Source organism: Flavobacterium seoulense (assembly GCF_000695795.1).
GTDB classification, from domain to species: Bacteria; Bacteroidota; Bacteroidia; order Flavobacteriales; family Flavobacteriaceae; genus Flavobacterium; species Flavobacterium seoulense.
Genome location: NZ_JNCA01000018.1, coordinates 57,829 through 76,661, shown reverse-complemented (window position 1 = coordinate 76,661; position 18,833 = coordinate 57,829). Strand labels below are relative to the sequence as shown.

General features: G+C 32.5%; 10 protein-coding genes. 7 read left to right on the top strand and 3 right to left on the bottom strand.

The features are described from left to right. Positions 1-85: 85 nt before the first annotated feature. A complete protein-coding gene (locus FEM21_RS10335; protein WP_035660175.1) occupies positions 86-823 on the bottom strand; it encodes an SDR family NAD(P)-dependent oxidoreductase in 738 nt (245 codons plus the stop codon). A 639-nt stretch (positions 824-1,462) separates the two neighbouring features. On the opposite strand from FEM21_RS10335, the gene FEM21_RS10330 reads away from it, so the two are divergent. From FEM21_RS10330 to FEM21_RS10300, 7 genes are read left to right on the top strand one after another with little or no spacing between them, the layout of a single operon-like run. Further along, complete coding sequence (locus FEM21_RS10330) at positions 1,463-3,682, top strand: fasciclin domain-containing protein (RefSeq protein WP_035660173.1); 2,220 nt, start codon at positions 1,463-1,465, stop codon at positions 3,680-3,682. 1 nt (position 3,683) lies between these two features. Then, positions 3,684-6,959 (top strand): SusC/RagA family TonB-linked outer membrane protein, encoded by a 3,276-nt coding sequence (locus tag FEM21_RS10325; RefSeq protein ID WP_035660172.1) that lies wholly within the window; start codon positions 3,684-3,686, stop codon positions 6,957-6,959. A gap of 19 nt (positions 6,960-6,978) precedes the next feature. Further along, positions 6,979-8,475 (top strand): RagB/SusD family nutrient uptake outer membrane protein, encoded by a 1,497-nt coding sequence (locus tag FEM21_RS10320; RefSeq protein ID WP_035660171.1) that lies wholly within the window; start codon positions 6,979-6,981, stop codon positions 8,473-8,475. Positions 8,476-8,486: 11 nt separating this feature from the next. Next, entirely contained in the window at positions 8,487-10,205 is a 1,719-nt protein-coding gene (locus FEM21_RS10315) for a fasciclin domain-containing protein (protein ID WP_035660170.1), read from the top strand. Positions 10,206-10,247: 42 nt separating this feature from the next. Then, entirely contained in the window at positions 10,248-11,711 is a 1,464-nt protein-coding gene (locus FEM21_RS10310) for a fasciclin domain-containing protein (RefSeq protein WP_160171313.1), read from the top strand. Between the two features lie 23 nt (positions 11,712-11,734). After that, positions 11,735-14,920 (top strand): SusC/RagA family TonB-linked outer membrane protein, encoded by a 3,186-nt coding sequence (locus FEM21_RS10305; RefSeq protein ID WP_035660166.1) that lies wholly within the window; start codon positions 11,735-11,737, stop codon positions 14,918-14,920. Between the two features lie 30 nt (positions 14,921-14,950). Then, a complete protein-coding gene (locus FEM21_RS10300) occupies positions 14,951-16,702 on the top strand; it encodes a RagB/SusD family nutrient uptake outer membrane protein (protein ID WP_051627553.1) in 1,752 nt (583 codons plus the stop codon). Between the two features lie 151 nt (positions 16,703-16,853). On the opposite strand, the gene FEM21_RS10295 is transcribed toward FEM21_RS10300, so the two are convergent. Together FEM21_RS10295 and FEM21_RS10290 are read right to left on the bottom strand one after the other, a co-directional pair. Continuing rightward, positions 16,854-17,762, bottom strand: a complete 909-nt coding sequence (locus FEM21_RS10295; RefSeq protein ID WP_035660165.1) for a pseudouridine synthase — start codon at positions 17,760-17,762, stop codon at positions 16,854-16,856. 114 nt (positions 17,763-17,876) lie between these two features. Further along, positions 17,877-18,833, bottom strand: a complete 957-nt coding sequence (locus tag FEM21_RS10290) for a geranylgeranylglycerol-phosphate geranylgeranyltransferase (RefSeq protein WP_035660163.1) — start codon at positions 18,831-18,833, stop codon at positions 17,877-17,879.

The following is an 18,833-nucleotide window of genomic DNA, read 5'->3' as shown; positions in this document are numbered from 1 at the left end:
TAAAAACCAAAAAATCCATTTTCGAATATCTGAAAATGGATTTCTTTATTATAAAATATTTTGTTTTGAAGAGCTTTGGTTTGAATTAAAATCCAATGCTGTTTCCTCCGTCTACAGGTAAAACGGTTCCTGTTACATATTTTGATTCGGTTGTTGCATAAAAATAAGCTGCATCCGCGACATCTTCTGGTTCACCTAAATAACCCATCGGTGTTCTTCCTAAAACTTTGTTTTTTCTTTCCGGATCGTTATCTAATGCTGTTGCCGACATTTTAGTTTTGATAAATCCAGGAGCAATGCAATTAACACGAATCCCGAAATTTGCTAATTCCACAGCCATAGCTCGGGTCATTGCTTCGATGGCACCTTTGCTGGCAGTGTAGGCAATCACTTTTGGAATTCCGTATTGAGAAGCCATAGAGCTAATATTAACGATGCTTCCGTTTTTATGTTCTTTCATGTTTTTTACAACTTCTCTGCTTACTGCAAAAACACTTAGAAGATTAGTGTGTATGATGGATAAGAAATCTTCGTCAGTTACATCTGCAAATTCTTTTTTTGAATTAATTCCCGCATTGTTTACTAAAATGTCTATTGGAGCTTCTTTGGTTAACTCCGCAATCATGGCAGGAATTCCTTTCAGATTATTTAAATCAAAAATAACCGGAATGGCATTTGGGCCGATTTCTGCACAGGCTTCTTCGGTTTTATCTTTAGAGCGACCTATTATATAAGTCTTGATTCCGTTATCACATAATTTTTTTGCTGTGGCAAAACCTAAGCCTGAATTTCCTCCAGTAACAATTGCAGTTTTTGTATTCATTGTATTTTGTTTAATGTGTGTCAAATTTAGAAAATCAAAAGTAATGGTTTTTCTAATCTTCTTTTATACTGCATTATGAAGAATTATTATAAAGAAGTTTTAATAGATTGATTTATTGTTAATGGTAAATGTTAAATTATTTTGTAGTCTGTTTTGAAAGCTAGCATAGTTTATTTCGTATCTTTAATTGGCTTTTTTCGAAATTGTATCATTGAAAATATTTTTTTTAATAATTAGTGTTCATTAAAAGTGTTTTTTTATAGTAATTGATCGAAAAATCTTGATAAAAAGCGTGTTTTTTTTAAGGTTAGATAAACAAACATTTTTAATAACAATATTTTTTTAAAATTACAAAATATATGTTAAATTGATATATATGAATTTTGTTAGGTGTATTTAATGTGTAATAATTGAGATAATCCCAATGAATACAATAAATTTTTCATCAATAATTTATTCGTTAATAGAATGTGATATGTGTATTTAATTTGCTTTTTTTTTATATATATGTGAAATAACAGGATAGAGCAGGATACATGTATTAAGCTTAACATATACATTTGAAAAGTTAAAACTTGATAAAAAAGAGTTAAAAAAAACACAAATTAATTTATTCACCACTTTATACGCTAACCAACAATGAAGAGAAAAATTAACTATTATTTATTAATTCTACCCCTTCTGGTGCTATTTGCCAGTTGTAGTCGAGATGTATTTGATGAATACTATGGGCGCCCAGATTATCTTGAAGATCCAATTTATCAGCAATTAGATGTAAGAGGTAATTTTAAAAATTTCTTAGTCCTAATTGAAAAAGCCGGTTACAAAGATATCTTGAGTAAATCAGGCTACTGGACAATATTTGCTCCAAATGATGAGGCTTTTACGAAATATTTTCAAGAACAAAATATATCAGATGTAAGTAAGATTGATGATGCGACAGCTTCTAAGATTGTTAAATATGCACTTGTTTATAATGCTTTTAGAGAAGATCAGCTTTCGGATTATCAAAGCGGACAAGGATGGGTAAAAGATAATGCGTTTAGGAGAAGAACTGCATATTATGATGGATTTCAAAATAAAATAATAGATGGAACTCCAAGAGTGATAGTAGATGCTAATCGTAATGGAGCTTATGTTATAGGAGATTATAATAATAAGTATGTTACTTATTTTACTGATGAGCATTTTGCTGCCGCAAATTTAAGCTCTGCTGATTTTAATTACTTCTATCCAACTAGTGATTACACAGGATTTAATCTGTTTGAAGGTAAAGTAAAAGAGGCTGATATTATTGCTGAGAATGGTATTATTCATGAAGTAGATAAAGTTAGTCTTCCATTATTGAGTATTGGTCAATATTTGGAACAGGATAGTGAAAAATCAAACAGTAAATACAGTCTTTTCCGTAGTATTCTTGAAAATAATTTAGTTTCTTATGTTTTTAACGAAAATGTAAAAGCCAGTTACTATAATTTTACAGGAAAGACTGATGATGTTTATGTTAAATTTTATAATCCTTCATTAGTTTTCTCTCCTAATAATGAAAATTATATTAAACAAGCTGATAACGATGGACAATCAGATGCTTATACATTGATTGTGCCTGAAAATGCACCTTTGCAAACATTTGTTAATCAGGTTTTGCTTAAGCACTACACTTCATTAGATAAACTTCCATTATATGTGTTTCAGGATTTTGTTAATGCACATATGGTTCAAAATGCAGTTTGGCCTTCAAAAGCTACAAGTTATGATAATGGGGTAGGTGAGGATCTAAGGTTTGATTTTAATTCGGATATCACTGATAAAAAAATCTTAAGTAATGGTTTCTTTTATGGAACTAATAAAGTACAAAAGTCTAATTTATTTTATAGTGTTTATACTTCGGCTTATTTAGATCCTAATTATATGCTTGCAACCAGATTGTTTAATGATGGTTCAGGGATTAAAGAAATGGTAAGTAATATCAGAGGTAAATTTGTTTTGTTTTTACCTTCAGATTCTTTACTTCGTTCTTTAGGATTTGATTATGATGTTAATAGTTCAATATGGGTGTATACTAACCCAACTACACAACAAAGAATAACAGCCGGTCCTGCCAGAGCACGTTTATATCGTGTACTATATAATTGTATTGTAGCAACGCCTAACGGTGAGTTAGATAATATAATGACTACTTCAGGTATTATTCGTACAGGAGATTTGGATTTCCCAGGAGAATATATTAAATGGAATAATGGTAAAATATTTGCTGCAGGTAATGAAGAAAAGGGAACTCAAGTTACAATAACAGGTAAGGATATTCAACAAAATGGTGTAACTTATTATATCGATAATATCCCTCAGTTTGCAGAAGACCCACAAGGTAAAAAAATTAAGGCATTAGCCGGAGTAGCCGGTTCTCAATTTTCTGCATTCTATAATTATCTTAAGAATTCGACACTTTATAATGCCGCTACAGATGCTATTCAGGGAGTTGCTTTAGGTACCTCATATACTTTTATTATTCCAAATAATGCTGCAATAGCTCAAGCTAAATTAGATGGTGTTTTACCTGCATCAGATAATCCTGCTTTACAAGGAGATAAGGATAAGGTTGCCGATTTTATTAGTTTTCACATTTTGGTCGATAAGACAGCTTCTGATGATGGGTTAACAACTGGTCAATTTGAAACACTTAGAAAAGATGGTTTGGGAGAAAAAACCTATGTTAATGTTGCGAGTACTTCAGGTACTTTATCATTTAGAGATTTAAATAGTATGAGAACAGCAAACTATGTTAAAGCTCAAAGTAACAATTTAGCTGATAGATCCTTAATTCATTTAGTAGATAACTATCTTAAACTTCCGGAATAAAATGAAACAACAAATTATAAATATATTACGCAGTTTTACTTTTGCCTTTATTCTTCTGGCAACTTTACCTGCATTAGCACAACAAGCCAATGCTCCTTATATAGTAAGAGGACAGGTATTTGATGCTTCAGATAACCAAACAATTCCTATGGCTTCGATTGCTGAGCAAGATGGGGAAAATCGTACAGTAGGAAGTACTGTAACGGATATTGATGGAAATTTTGCTATTAAAGTTAAAAATCCTAATAACAAATTGTTAATATCTACAATTGGTTACAAATCTAAGACTGTTGCTATTAATGGGAAAGTATCTATTAAGGTAACGTTAGTTTCAAGTGTTGAATCGTTAAAAGAGATTGTTGTTACTTCAGCTAAATCGTCTGATAATGGATTAATGCGTATTGCAGATCGAGACCGTACAACGAGTTCGGTTAGTATTAATGCGGCTGATTTAGAAGGTACACAAGCGGCTTCAATCGATGAAGCTTTGCAAGGACGTTTATCAGGGGTGGACATTGTTGCTAGTAGTGGGGATCCAGGAGCGGGAATGCAAATTCGTATTCGTGGTACATCTTCTATTACTGGTTCTTCTGATCCTTTGATTGTAGTTGATGGAATGCCTTATGAGACTTCAGTACCTGATGATTTTAACTTTGGATCAGCTGATGAGCAAGGATATGCCGCCTTAATTAATATTGCACCATCCGATATTGAAACTATAACGATATTAAAAGATGCTGCTGCTACCGCTATTTGGGGTTCTCGTGCGGCTGCAGGGGTTTTATTAATAACTACTAAACGTGGATCTGTAGGAGCTCCAAAAATTACATATACTTTTAGAGGAACTTACTCTAAATTGCCACCTACTATTCCTATGTTGAATGGTGATCAATACTCGCAATTGATACCTGAAGAATTTATGAATAGAAATGGAGTGCCTTTGAATACTTTGACAGTTAAAGAATTTCAATACGATCCACAGGATGTTTATTATTATAAAAATTATAGTCAAAATACTAATTGGGTAGATGCAATTACTCAAGTTGGTTTGACAGGAGATCATAACCTTTCTTTACAGGGAGGAGGCCAAAAAGCAAGATATTTTACATCAGTAGGATATTATAAACAAAAAGGGGTTACTATAGGTACCGGATTAGAAAGATTAAATGCTCGTTTGAACCTGGATTATGTAGTGTCTGACCGTATTAAATTTAAAACCGATTTGTCTTATACTCATACAGATACTCAACGCAATTATGTGAATTCAAATGATAGTCAGGACAAATTAAGAGGGGTTGCTTATACTAAAATGCCTAATATGAGTATTTATGAGTATGATGAGCTAGGAAATCTTACACCTAATTATTTTACACCGGCTGCTAACGTTCAGGGAACTTATGGTGGTACATACAATCCACTTGCTATGGCTGAGCTTGCCACTAATGATATATCAGAAGATCGTATTGTTCCTCACTTTAATTTGAATGTAAGTATTGTTCCTAAGGTGTTTATGTCAACTTTTGATTTACAGTTTGATTATTTGTCCAGAAAAAACAAGTCTTTCCTGCCTCAAAATGCTACAGGTCGTCCTTTTACTGAAACAGTTGTAAACAGAGCTGGTGATGCTGATTCTGATCAGTCAAGCATTATAACAAAGACCAATTTTATCTATACGCCAAACATAGGAGAAAAACAAACCTTTCAGGCTTTGGTATCATTGCAAACAAATGATTTTAAATATACTTCTCATCAGGCATTGACATCAAATACGGCTTCGTCTTTATTGACTGATCCGTCAAATCCTTCCAGAACACCAAACGGTACACTATATACTAGTAATACTCAGGCCAGAAGTGTAGGAGCGGTGTTTAGTGCTCAATATGGTTTATTAGATCGCTATTTGATAAATGTAGGTTTGCGTGGTGATGGTAATTCAAAATTTGCTGGTAAAAATAAGTATGGTTATTTCCCTTCCATTTCTACTCGTTGGAGAATTTCAGGAGAGCCTTTTATGCAAAAGTTTACAAGTATCGATGACTTAAGTATGCGATTGAGTTATGGACAATCGGGAGGAGCTCCTAAATATGATTATGTTTTTTATAATATTTATAATAATTATCAAACACAGTATCTTGGTCTAAACGGTGTTGTTCCTGGAAATATGGAGTTAGCTAATTTACGATGGGAGACAAAAATTGGTAAAAACTTAGGATTCAACCTTCAAATGTTCAATAAACGTTTGAGTGTGGATGCCGAAATATATGAAACCGTAACTAAAGATCTTCGTTTTGAAGACCTTGATATTACTTCAGTTTCGGGTTATACAACTTTATCGGATCAAAACGTAGGAACTTTGAAAAACAAAGGATGGGAAATTGGAATTAATTCTACTCCATATAAGTCAGGAAAATGGCAAGTAGATTTCAATTTCAATATTTCGAATAATAAAAATATGATTACCGAAATATCTGAATATGTTCCCACTGAAAGTGGAAACATAGATAGAAATGGACAATTTAAACGTTTTCTTCAAGTAGACAATCCTTTTGGTTCTTTTTATGGCTATCGCTTTAAAGGAGTATATACTGATCTTGAAGCTACAAAGGCAAGAGATGCCAGTGGCAATGTAATTATAGGTCCTAATGGTCAGGAAGTATTTATGCGTTTTAACTATCCGGTTACTGATTATACATTTCAACCAGGAGATGCTATTTATGAAGATATTAACAAAGATGGTAATATTGATAGTCGTGACGTAGTGTATTTAGGAAATAGCAATCCTAAATTTTCAGGAGGTTTTGGTCCAAATATAATTTTTGACAAACAATGGAGGTTAAATCTTTTCTTTACGTATCGTTTTGATTTTGATATTGTTAATGGTACAGATATGAATACTACTAACATGTATGGTTGGAGTAATCAAAGTACAGCCGTTTTAGCGAGATGGCGTAATCCAGGAGATGTCACTAATATGCCTAGAGCGGTTTATGGAGCAGGATACAACTGGTTGGGTTCAGATCGTTATGTTGAAGATGCTTCTTTTGTTCGTCTTCGTTCAGTGAGTCTTAGTTATAGTTTTGGTAAAAATCTATTGAAAAAATTGAATTTAGATGATGTAAGGATTAATGTAATCGCTGATAACCTGTATACTTTTACAAAGTACAGAGGTCAGGATCCTGAAGTAAGTATGGGAAGAGGTGCTTTTGGTATGTCAATTGATAATGCTAGCACACCACCTACAAAACGTTTTTCATTTGGTCTAACAACTCGTTTTTAATAAAATATATATCTGATTTATGCAAACTAAAATAAAAACAATATTAGCAATCTTCATACTTTTCGTTTCGGCAAGTTCGTGCGATAATTATTTAGATTTACGACCTCAAGACGGAATTGTGCGTGAAGACTTCTGGAAAACAAAAGAAGATATTCAGGCTGCTGTAATAGGGATTTATTCTTCTATGTTAAATTCGCCTCCAGGAGTGAGTGATTTAACAATGTCTCAATACTTATTTATGTATGGTGAATTAAGAGCCGATATGATTGCTCCGGGAGGAAATGTTACTGAGGATGAAAGAGATATTATGAACTCTAATATTATTGCATCTAATGAATTAACAAGCTGGGCAGCTTTTTACCGCACTATTAATTATTGTAATACAGTAATTGATTTGGCACCTGCTGTTAAAGATCTGGATCCAACTTTAACTCAAACTAAACTGAATAATTTCCTTTCTGAGGCATTAGCTATTAGAGCTTATTTGTATTTTACATTGGCACGTACTTTTAGAGATGTTCCTTTGAAATTAGATGCAACTAAGAGTGATGCCGATAATTTTCAAATACCTGTTTCAACCCAAGCTGAAGTTTTTGCTCAGGTAATAAAAGATTTAGAGTTAGCTGAACAATATGGTGTAGAAGATTATGGTGATAATGCCTCAAACAGAGGACGTATTACTACTTATGCTATTAATGCTATGCAAGCCGATGTTTATTTATGGACTGATAAGTTTCAAGAGGCAGTTAATGCGGCAAATAAAGTAATTGCTTCTCCAAGGTTTAGATTGATACCTGCTTCCAGCAACTGGTTTACTACGGTATATGCAAATGGTAATTCAGCTGAAAGTATTTTGGAGTTACAATATACAAAAACTAATTTAGGACCATTTTATAATATCTTTAGACAAAGGCCAGAATTTTTAGCTGGTGATTTAGTTTTAGAAGATGTTTTTGGGATTGATCTTGATAATCCAACAAACAGAGATGTTCGTGGTGAACGTGCTTCAGTAGTTCCGGGTGCTAATTTGATTTATAAATATATAGGTTTTGATTTCAACGAATTTAAAGCTTTGCAGGATGCTGATACGCACTGGTTTATTTATCGTTTTGCCGATGTGCTATTAATGAAAGCCGAAGCACTCAATGAGTTAGAGCAAGGTCAGGAAGCTCTTGATATTATTGCTAATTTACGTTTAAACCGTAACGCTCTTGACTTAACTGCTGAAGACCTAAGTGGTGGAGCTAAGGTTCAGATAACTGATTATCTTTTAGATGAACGTGCCCGTGAATTTGCTTATGAAGGAAAACGTTGGTTTGATTTACTACGTAATGCAAAAAGAAATAATTATGCAAGATTAGATATTTTACTTGAGGCAGGAATTTCAGGAGCACTTCCTGAACAACAACAATCGGTACTTGCAAAATTAAGAGATCCAAACAGTCACTATTTACCTATTAATACTTTCGAACTTTTTACTAATAAAGCGCTTGTACAAAACCCATTTTATAAATAAAAAAATAAGTCATGAAAAGAATTCTAAGATTACCTAGCCTGTTGAGACTTACTTTAGTGTTTTTTATCGCTATTGCGTTTCAAAATTGTTCACAAGAAAAGATTAAAGAAAAAACTGATGAAACTCTAAATATTACGGAATATTTAAGAGCTAACTCTGATTATTCGATGTTTTTAGAGATATTAGATATGACTAATTATGCTTCCTTTATGAATACTTACGGTACTTATACCGTTTTTATTCCGACAAACGAAGCGGTTAAACAATATTTAACTGATGTAGGAGCTACTTCATTGAGTGAAATCCCATTAGAAGATTTACAAAATATAGCTAGACTGCATATTTTAGATCAAAAAGTAACTACTACTTCTTTTACTGATGGTAAAATAGCAACTCCTAGTTTGCACGGACAGTATTTAATTACAGGAGCATCTAATAAAAATGGAGTTTCTAGTGTAACTGTAAATAAATCAGCCAGTATTGTAGCTTCAAATATTGAATTAGGAAACGGAGTAGTTCATATTATTGATAAAGTATTGCTTGTGGCTAATAAAACATTGGCACAAACTATTGCAGAAAATCCAAATTTATCTTTATTCACCGAAGCTTTAAAGGCTACTGGATGGTTTGATGAATTGAATAAGCCTTTGACTAAGGATGAAAATAATGTATCTAGTTATTTATCTGTTTTAGCACAAACAAATGAGGTATTTGCTGAGGCAGGTTATACTACTTTAGATCAATTGAAAGCCCGATATAGCCATTTAAATAATCCTATGGATAAGAAAGATAGTTTGAATCTTTTTATTAGTTATAGAATTTTACCTGGCTTACAGTATTTAGCTGATATAGCAGTATCTCCTGCATTGGTAACTAAGGCTCCTCTTGAAGTAATTAGTGCAAAATTAAGTAAAGATACTATCTTGTTAAACGATGATATTTTCAATGGAATTCTGGAAAAAGGAGTTGCTATTGACAGAGCAGTGAGCGATGTTACTGCTTCAAATGGAGTATTGCATTTTGTTGAAGGAAATTTTGCTATTAAGAAACGTTTACCAGCTCCAGTATATTTTGAATTTACTGATATAGCCGAGTTTAGAAGATTAACTTCTATATGGAGAAAACCAGGAGCTGCTTTTCAAGATGTACCTCTAAGTGAAGCAGGTATTGATGTTACTTGGGATGGAAAAACAACGGATGGAGCTTCTCGTATTTCTTATAATAAAGCTGCTAATGGAACTGCTATAACAAATGGAGTAGCTGGATGTTGGGGAGCAGATGTTCTTGAAATTTATAGATTTAGGGATGCTACCTGTCAGAATATCGCTTTCAAAACACCGGTTATTATTAAAGGGAAATATAAGGTTTGGATTTCTTACAGACAGAAAGCTAGTAAATTAGGAAATGTAAAAGTGTTTTTTGATGGGGTAGAACTCCCAAGACAGATAAACTTACATGAAGGAGGTAATACGGATACTGCAGGTACACCTGAAACAGTATTAGAATCTCAAGGCTATAAACGTTATGCTCAACCTTGGTCTAATAGAGTAAATTGTAGATTAGTGGGTACAATTGATGTGACCACTACAGCAAGACATACTTTAACATTACAAAGTCAATTTAATGCTGGAGATTCCGCTTGGTTTGATTTAGTTGAGTTTCGTCCAGTAGAAATGAATCAGTTGTATCCTAAATTTCAAGCAGGTGGCTCTGGTTTAATTTATCAGTAGTTATTCATGACACAAAACAATTACAAATTTAATCACGTAAAAATGACCCAATTAAAATTCAATTATAAAAGATTATTTGCTAGTGTTTTAATGCTAGCAATAATCTCTTGTTCTAACCCTTGGGATGACCGTCTGGATAATGGCGATGAAAATCTAACGGTTAATCTTAAAGAAGCTATTGAAAGTAGGCCTGAAGGATCTGAATTTGCTCAGTTATTAGAGCAAACAGGGTACGATAAAGTTTTAGAACAATCAAAAACTTTTACTGTTTTTGTTCCAACTAATGAAGCAATCAATCAAGTAGATGATGCAATACTGAATGATCCGGCAAGTCTGATAGCATTTATACGTAATCATATTACTTTTACAACTTATTCTTCGATACGTGAAAAACAAGAAGAAAGAATTAAAATGTTTACTAATAAATATGTAACATTTAAAGGAAGCACAACTATTGATGAGGCTACTATCGTTAGTCCTGATAACTATGCAAAAAATGGGGTGTTTCATATAATTGATAAAGCATTAACTCCAAAATTAAATATTTGGCAATTCATTAAATCGCAAGCAGGAGCTTCTGGGATAAGTGATTATTTGTTAAGTTTAAAAGAATTCAATATCTATAAATCAGATAGTATTGGAAAGGCCGTTTCAGAGACTAACGGTGCGGGTTATCTTTCAGATTCGTTGACAAATTCATACCTAAAAAATGTGTATAATTTGAATAACGAGAATAATCTGTACACCGTTTTTTTAATGCAAAATGATGGTTATAATGCTGAAGTAAATAAGTTAAAACCGTATTTGATTAAAACATCTAATGATCCGTCGAAAGATTCAACAGCTATTTATTCTAAATATTTTACATTAAGGGATATGGCTTTTGCTAAAGAATATGAGTTAAATGAATTACCAGCAACTTTAACTTCAAGATTTGGTGTGCAAATTCCAGTGGATAAAACACAAATTGTACAACAAGTTCGTTTAAGTAACGGGATTGTTTATATAATGAAAAAAGTTGATGTTGATCTAGGGAAACGCTTAGTTACAACAAAAATTGAAGGTGAAAGCATTACAAGTTTTAGTCCTTCAAATTTAAGATCCAGAGTTTTGTTTAGAGACAGGGTTGATGCTTCGGGAATATTTTTTAATGATATTAGGGTCCAAAATCCAGGAGTGAGTCTTTTTACATTAAATTACAATGCTAAAGATTTATTTAGTACTACTTATAAAGTTTATTGGAAAGCCTATAATGATAGAAGTGTAGTAGTTTCGCAAAAATTACGAGTTGGAGGAAGCAATGTGTTTCTAAATGGTGTTATGCAAGGAGTAATAAAAGAATTTGCTTATATGAATGTACCAGCTAATTCATATGAAGAATTGTATTTAGGAGAATTTACTTTAGCTAAAGCGGGTAATATTGACTTGATTTCTCTAATAGCAGGTACAAGTAGTACTAGTGAGCTTACCCTTGATTATTTAAGATTCGTTCCTCAAACAAAATAATAATATTCTATAAAAAAATAGTTATGCTAAAAATTATAAAACTAAGCTGCTTAGTGAGTCTTTTTTTTGCTGGGGAACTTTATGCGCCATTATATGCTCAGAAGACTCAGGATTCAACTTCAACCGCAATTTCAACCAAAAAAGTAATAACAAAAGGAATTTTAGTTAAAGGTGTTGTTAAAGATGCCAAAACTTTTAAAGCTTTATCAGGGATTAACATCGCTGTTAAAGATTTTTCGGGAGTAATTTCAAATGATGATGGTAGTTTTGAAATTAGAGTACCTAATGAAGAGGCACTACTTCAGGTTAGCGGAGAAGGTTTTCAAACTAAAGTATATGCTTTAAAGAAGCGTACATCGGGAATTGAAATATTCTTAAAAGAAGCTAATTATTCTCAGACCTATCAAATGGCTGATATGGCAACAGGGGATAAAATGCAATATAATAATGCAAATAGTGCAACAGTAGTTAATTTTGATAAAGATCAATGGTCTAACCCAGTTAATCAATCAGTTGGTAGTTTTTTACAAGGTAAAGTAGCAGGTTTGAATTTTGTTAGAAATTCAGGTACTCCTGCAGCTGGTGCTTATTTAACTCTAAGAGGTTTTAATTCATTATATGCAACTAATAAGCCTTTAATTATAGTTGATGGAATGATATATGATGATGAAGATTATGGTTCAGGGATTTTACAAAACAATGTTTCATCTCCTTTAACTAATATTGATGTGAAGGATATTGAAGATATTACTGTAATTAAGGATGGATCTTCTCTTTATGGTACAAAAGGTGCTAATGGGGTAATTAAAATTACAACTATTCGTCCAACAGAGTTAACCACTAAAATTGATTTTACAATGTTTGGAGGTGTTAATCAAACACCTGATGAGTTACCGTTATTGAGTGCCAACGCTTATCGTACTCATTTATCTCAATTAGAGGCTACTCGTGGTTTATCGGGGGCTCAAATTTCTAATTTGCCTTATATGAATGATGACGTAAATACTCCAGGTTATTATAAATTTCATAATAATACCAATTGGCAAAATAAAATTTTTAAATCAAGTGTAAATCAAAATTATTTTCTTAAAATTCGTGGAGGGGATGAAATTGCTAAGTTTGGTTTATCTGTTGGTTATTTAGACAGTAAAGGAATTATTGATGGAACTGACACTAAACGTTATAGTACCCGTTTAAATGCAGCTTTACGTTTAACAGAAAGAATGACAGTTGATGCTAATTTGTCTTTTATCAATAATGTTCAAAATCAATGGGATCAAGGATTTGCATACAAAACAAGTCCGCTATATCTAGCTTTGACTAAATCACCATTTTTAGCAGTTAATGATGTTAATGATGCCGGAGAGTTTTCTCCAAACTACGCAGATGTAGATTATTTTAATGTAAGTAACCCTATGGCTATTTTTGCTAATGGTTTTGGTAGAAATAATAATTATCGTTTTTTTGGTAATTTAAAATTTAATTATGCTTTAAATAAAGAATGGAATATTGGAACAATTTTCGGTTTGACTTTAAACAAAGAAAGAGAATCTTTTTTTATTCCTGATGCTGGTGTAGCGGATGTAATATTACCTACAGCTATTGGGAAAAATCGTTCCGGAAGTGAGATTCAGGGGTATAGAAGTATTTATACGGATACTTACGGTAGTTATAATAAAAATTTCTTTGAGAATCATAACTTAGATGTTCGTTTTGGACTTCGAACACAAACTAACAAATCAGAAAGTGATTTAGGTTTAGGTTATAATTCTTCTACTGATGATTTTACTTCTGTTGGAGCAGGTTCTAACTTATTACGTCAGGTAGGTGGAGTTTTAGGAGAATGGAATTGGTTAAATATTTATGCAAATGCAGATTATAATTATCGTAATAAATATTTCCTGACTGCCAGTTATGCAGTAGATGGTTCAAGCCGTTTTGGAGATAAAGCTAATGGAAAAAATAAATTAGCCTTGATGACTTCTTTAACTGGAGCCTGGTTAGTTTCTTCTGAAGGTTTTATGAAAGATTTAAAAGCTATAGATTATCTTAAGTTAAGAGCAAGTATTGGTCACAGCGGAAACGATGATATAGGGAATTTTACAGCTCAAAAATATTATATTTCTCAAAACTTGCTTGGAATGCAAGGTTTAGTAAGTGGTAATATTGGTAATCCTAATTTGCAATGGGAAACAGTTAAGAGATTAAATTTAGGAGCTGATTTAGGAATTTTCAATGAACGTGTTAATGCTTCTTTTGATACTTATTATAACAGAACAAGAAACATGGTTGTTTATGAAACAGTTCCTAATGTAACAGGTTTTGATTATGTAGTATCTAACAGCGGGGCTATGCGTACTTTAGGAGCTGAGTTATCTTTGAATGCCAGAGTAATTAAATCTAATGATTTTAATGTAGATTTAGGAGTAAATGTAAGCCATTATAAAAATGAAATTCAGGCTTTGCCTAATGGTGATATCTTAACTCAATTTGCTGGAGCTACTTATTTGACTTCAGTTGGTAAAGATGCTAATTTATTCTATGGTTTAAAATCTAATGGTGTTTATAGTACTACTGCAGAAGCAAATGCTGCAGGACTTAACAGACGTTTGACTAATGGCGAATTAGTTCCTTTTACTGCCGGAGATATGCGTTTTGTTGATACTAACGGCGATAATATTATTGATAACAATGACCGCATGGTGATTGGAAATCCAAATCCGGATATAGCAGGTAGTTTTTCAGCTAATTTTACATACAAACGTTTCAATTTGCAAGGATTGTTTACTTTCTCAGTTGGGAATGATATTTATAACGGAGTACGCTATAACTTAGAAAAAATGAGTGGTTACGAAAACCAAAGTGAAGCAGTTGCTAATCGTTGGAGAGCAGAAGGACAACAAACAGATATGCCTAAGGCGACTTGGGGGGATCCAATGGGGAATGCTGAGTTTTCTAATCGTTGGATAGAAGATGGTTCTTATTTAAGATTGAAAACGCTGGTATTAGGATATGATATTCCAATAACGAATAACTATATAAAATATATAAAGCTTTATGCTAGTGCTGAAAACTTATTCACATTTACTGATTATCTGGGTTATGATCCTGAATTTAGTGCAACTTCGTCTATATTTGGTCAGGGAACAGATATCGGGTTAGCACCACAGTTTAAAACCTATCAATTAGGATTGCGTTTAGGACTTTAATTATTTTATATTATAGAAAGAAATAGAGAGATGATAACAACTATTAGAACAAAAAAAACAAAGAGTATTGTATCGATGGTTTCGGCTGTGATACTACTATTTAGTCTGGGCTCTTGTCAGGATTATCTGGATGTAGAACCTGAAGATAAATTATCAGGAGAGCAAATGTATCGTAATGTTTTTGATGCTGATGCTGCCGTAGTAGGGATTTATGGTAAATTTATGGGTCTGGCTGAGAAGTATGTAATTCTTAACGAAATGCGTGCTGACTTAATGACTACAACAAGAAATTCAAGTCCTGCTTTAAAAGAACTTTCAAATCACAACGTTTCAATTGCGAATCCATACATCAGTCCAAAGGATTTTTATGTAGTAATTCAAAATTGTAATGATGCTCTGGCTAATTTTGATATGATGTTAGCTAAAAAAAGATTTACACAATCGCAATACGATCAACGTTATGCCGATGTTGCCTGTCTTCGTTCGTGGGTTTATTTACAATTAGGGATTCACTTTGGAAGTGTTCCTTACATCACTGAGCCAATTAATAATCTGGAAGATGTTAAAAATATTTCAAAATATCCAAGATTACCATTCGATCAACTTTTAGATAAACTGGTTACATTTACCGAGTCTTTGACTTATAAAGATATATATGATACTCAAAGTAGTTTACGAATTACAGTTGATGGATATGATACTATGAAATTCTTTATCAACAAAGAATGTTTGTTAGGTGATTTACAACTTTGGAAGGGCAATTATTTATCAGCGGCTTCTCATTATAAAAATGTAATGGAGAGCACTCCTACTTCCGGAGCAAATTCTTATGATTATTATCGTGTAAGAATTCCTGATGTAGTTAATAACGACGATTTAGCTGTAGGTTACAGAAGAGATTATGAAACTGATGCTACCAGTCTGGTTGATAGTAATACTAAAGGTTGGCGATCTATTTTCGCAAGAGATAGAGATATAATGTGGAATACTGAATGGATTTGGTCTCTGCCTTTTGATAGTGATTTTGCTCCGGCTAATCCTTTTATTGCTATTTTCTCTAAAACAGCAGGGGATTATTTAGCTAAACCATCTCAAAGTGCAATGGATAGGTGGAATTCTAACACTTCTAGATTTGGTTATCCTTATGATGCGCGCGGACCTAAGTTTACTTATAAGATGGTAGGAACTGATCCAGTAATTATGAAATATATTTACAAATTTGAGGCTGCAGCAGATCAATTTAAGAGAGAAGGTGATTGGTTTTTATACCGTGCTGCTAAATTACATTTGCGTTATGCAGAAGCGGCTAATAGAGACAATCAACAGAAAGTTGCTTTTGCTGTTTTAAACCAAGGACTTAAGGAAACTTATACAATATATAATCCTGACGGTACAATTCCTACAGACGTAACTAATATTCAACAAACTAAATTAGGTTTTCCTTATGATTTTGATGCCCGTCAGGGAGATGCACCTAACTATAGAGCACCTTGGCATCGTAGTGTAGGTGTTCGTGGACGTGCTAGATTAATATCAGTTGGAGCAATAGGTGATGATGTCATTACTACAGAGAATAATATTATCAATGAAGCAGCTTTAGAATTAGCTTATGAAGGAAACCGTTGGGAAGATTTAGTGCGTATTGCAAGACGTCGTAACGATCCTTCTTACTTAGCTAATAAAATCTATGATAAATTAAGCAAAGAAGGCAATGCTGAAGCAGACAATGTAAAAGCTAAATTAATGAACCCAGCTAATTGGTATTTACCGTTTAACTGGTAATTTTAATTATAATATTTAAAAAGGAACCGTTTCAATAAAAATTGAGACGGTTTGTAAAGTCAAAAAAAACAAATTAACCAACCAAAAATAAAGCCGCTTCAAATCCTAGTTTTGAAGCGGCTTTTATTATTTCAGTATTTTTTTAAAAAAATTAGATATTCTTTAAGTTAATAATTTCCTGTTCAGTAAGTAACCTCCAGTTTCCTCTTGGTAAATTCTTTTTAGTTAAACCTGCAAAAGCTACTCGGTCGATACGTAAAACATCATAATCAAAATGTTCAAAAATAGAACGTACAACTTTTACATTGGAAGTTTTTAGTTTTAATCCAATTTCGCTTTTTGCTTCTCCTTCAATATAACTTACTTCTTCAACAAAAACGCGGTGTCCATCAAGAACAACTCCTTTACTGATTTTCTCTAAATCTTCGAATTTTAAATTTTTGTCTAAAGAGACCTGATATATTTTAGATGACTTTTGATTGGGCAATGAAAACTTTCTAATTAAATCAGTGTCATTTGTAAATAATAAAAGGCCGGTAGTATTTTTATCCATTCTTCCTACAGCAGCAATTTTAGCAGTAGTAGAACCTTTTACTAATTCTAATACGTTTCTAAATTCCTGACCTTCGTCAAGAGCTGTGGTAAAGTTTTTAGGTTTGTTTAGTAAAATATATACTTTTTTCTCTGGCGTCAATTTTACTCCATCAAAATTCACCTCATCTCCTGGTTTTACTAAATAACCCATTTCAGTAACAGGAACGCCATTTACTTTTACGTTCCCAGATTGAATGTAAATGTCGGCATCACGACGAGAACAAACACCTGAATTAGCGATGTATTTATTCAAACGAATTTCGTCTTTTGCCTTTGCTCTTTTAGGAGCCTGATTTGGCTTTTTCTCTATTTTTTTAGCAGCTTCTTCAGCGGCTTTAGTATTTATTTTTGCTTTTTTAGGTCCTTGAGCTCTTTTAGGCATCGCAGGTTTTGGCTTGTTAGAACTTGGTCTGGAACTATTAGGTCTAGAACCTCCTCTTTTGTTATTGCCTTCCTTATTATTCATAATAATTGATAATTTTTGCAAAGATAGTATTTATATGTTTGCGAATGAGTAATTACGAATTATAAAACAGAACTAACTCATTAATAATAAGATTCTATTGGAGATAATTTTGTTTCAAATAGAAAGTAATATTTTTTTTCCATGCCACAGTATACTCGGATTGATGAGTACAATACAGAATACACCAGCAACAATAAGAAACTTTAATACATTGTGTAATAGTAAAAACTGGGCTTTTTTATTTGATTTCCATAAATACAATAAAAAGAAAATCAGCACTATCAAACATACATAAAAGTAAATGTCCATGTAACCCACATCGTATATTTCGATTAAAATATATACGGGAACGATAGTGGCTAAGGTTAATGCTGTGATGAACTTTTTAGATGCATTTTCGCTAAAAAGTATCGGAATGGTTCTGTAATTGTTTGCCAAATCTCCTGTAATGTTTTCCAAATCCTTAATCATTTCTCTAATGAGTAATAACAGGAATAAAAAAGTAGCATGAGCTGAAATTACCATGAACTGGTTTTTGTAATTTTCTATTTCGTATAAAGGAAGTCTGGTGTAATAGTATAATAAAATAGCAAAGAAAGGAAGTACGGCAAGAAAAGCAGCCATAAGATTTCCTATAAATGGATACTTTTTTACCTTATGAGAATAAAACCAAATCAGGAAAATATACGTTGAAAAAAACAAAAAAGCTCTCCATGATATAAAAGAGGCAATCAAAACTACTAGAAAATTTAATGAAAAGTAAACCTTTAATTTAGTGCTTCGACTTACTAATCTGTCTAGCATGGATTTGTTAGGTCTATTAATCAGGTCTTTTTGACTATCATAAAAATTATTGATAATGTAACCTGAAGCAATAGTTACAGAGGAAGCAAAAACAATTAAAAAAAGATTGAAATCAAGTATAATATCTAAGGCTCTAATCTCCGGAGCAAGAATAAATATAGCTGATAAGTACTGTGCTAAAATTATTACCGGAATATTATAACCTCTAACTACAGAGAACAAACTGATAATTTTCATCACTAAGAGTTTGTTTTTTCTGTTTAGCAT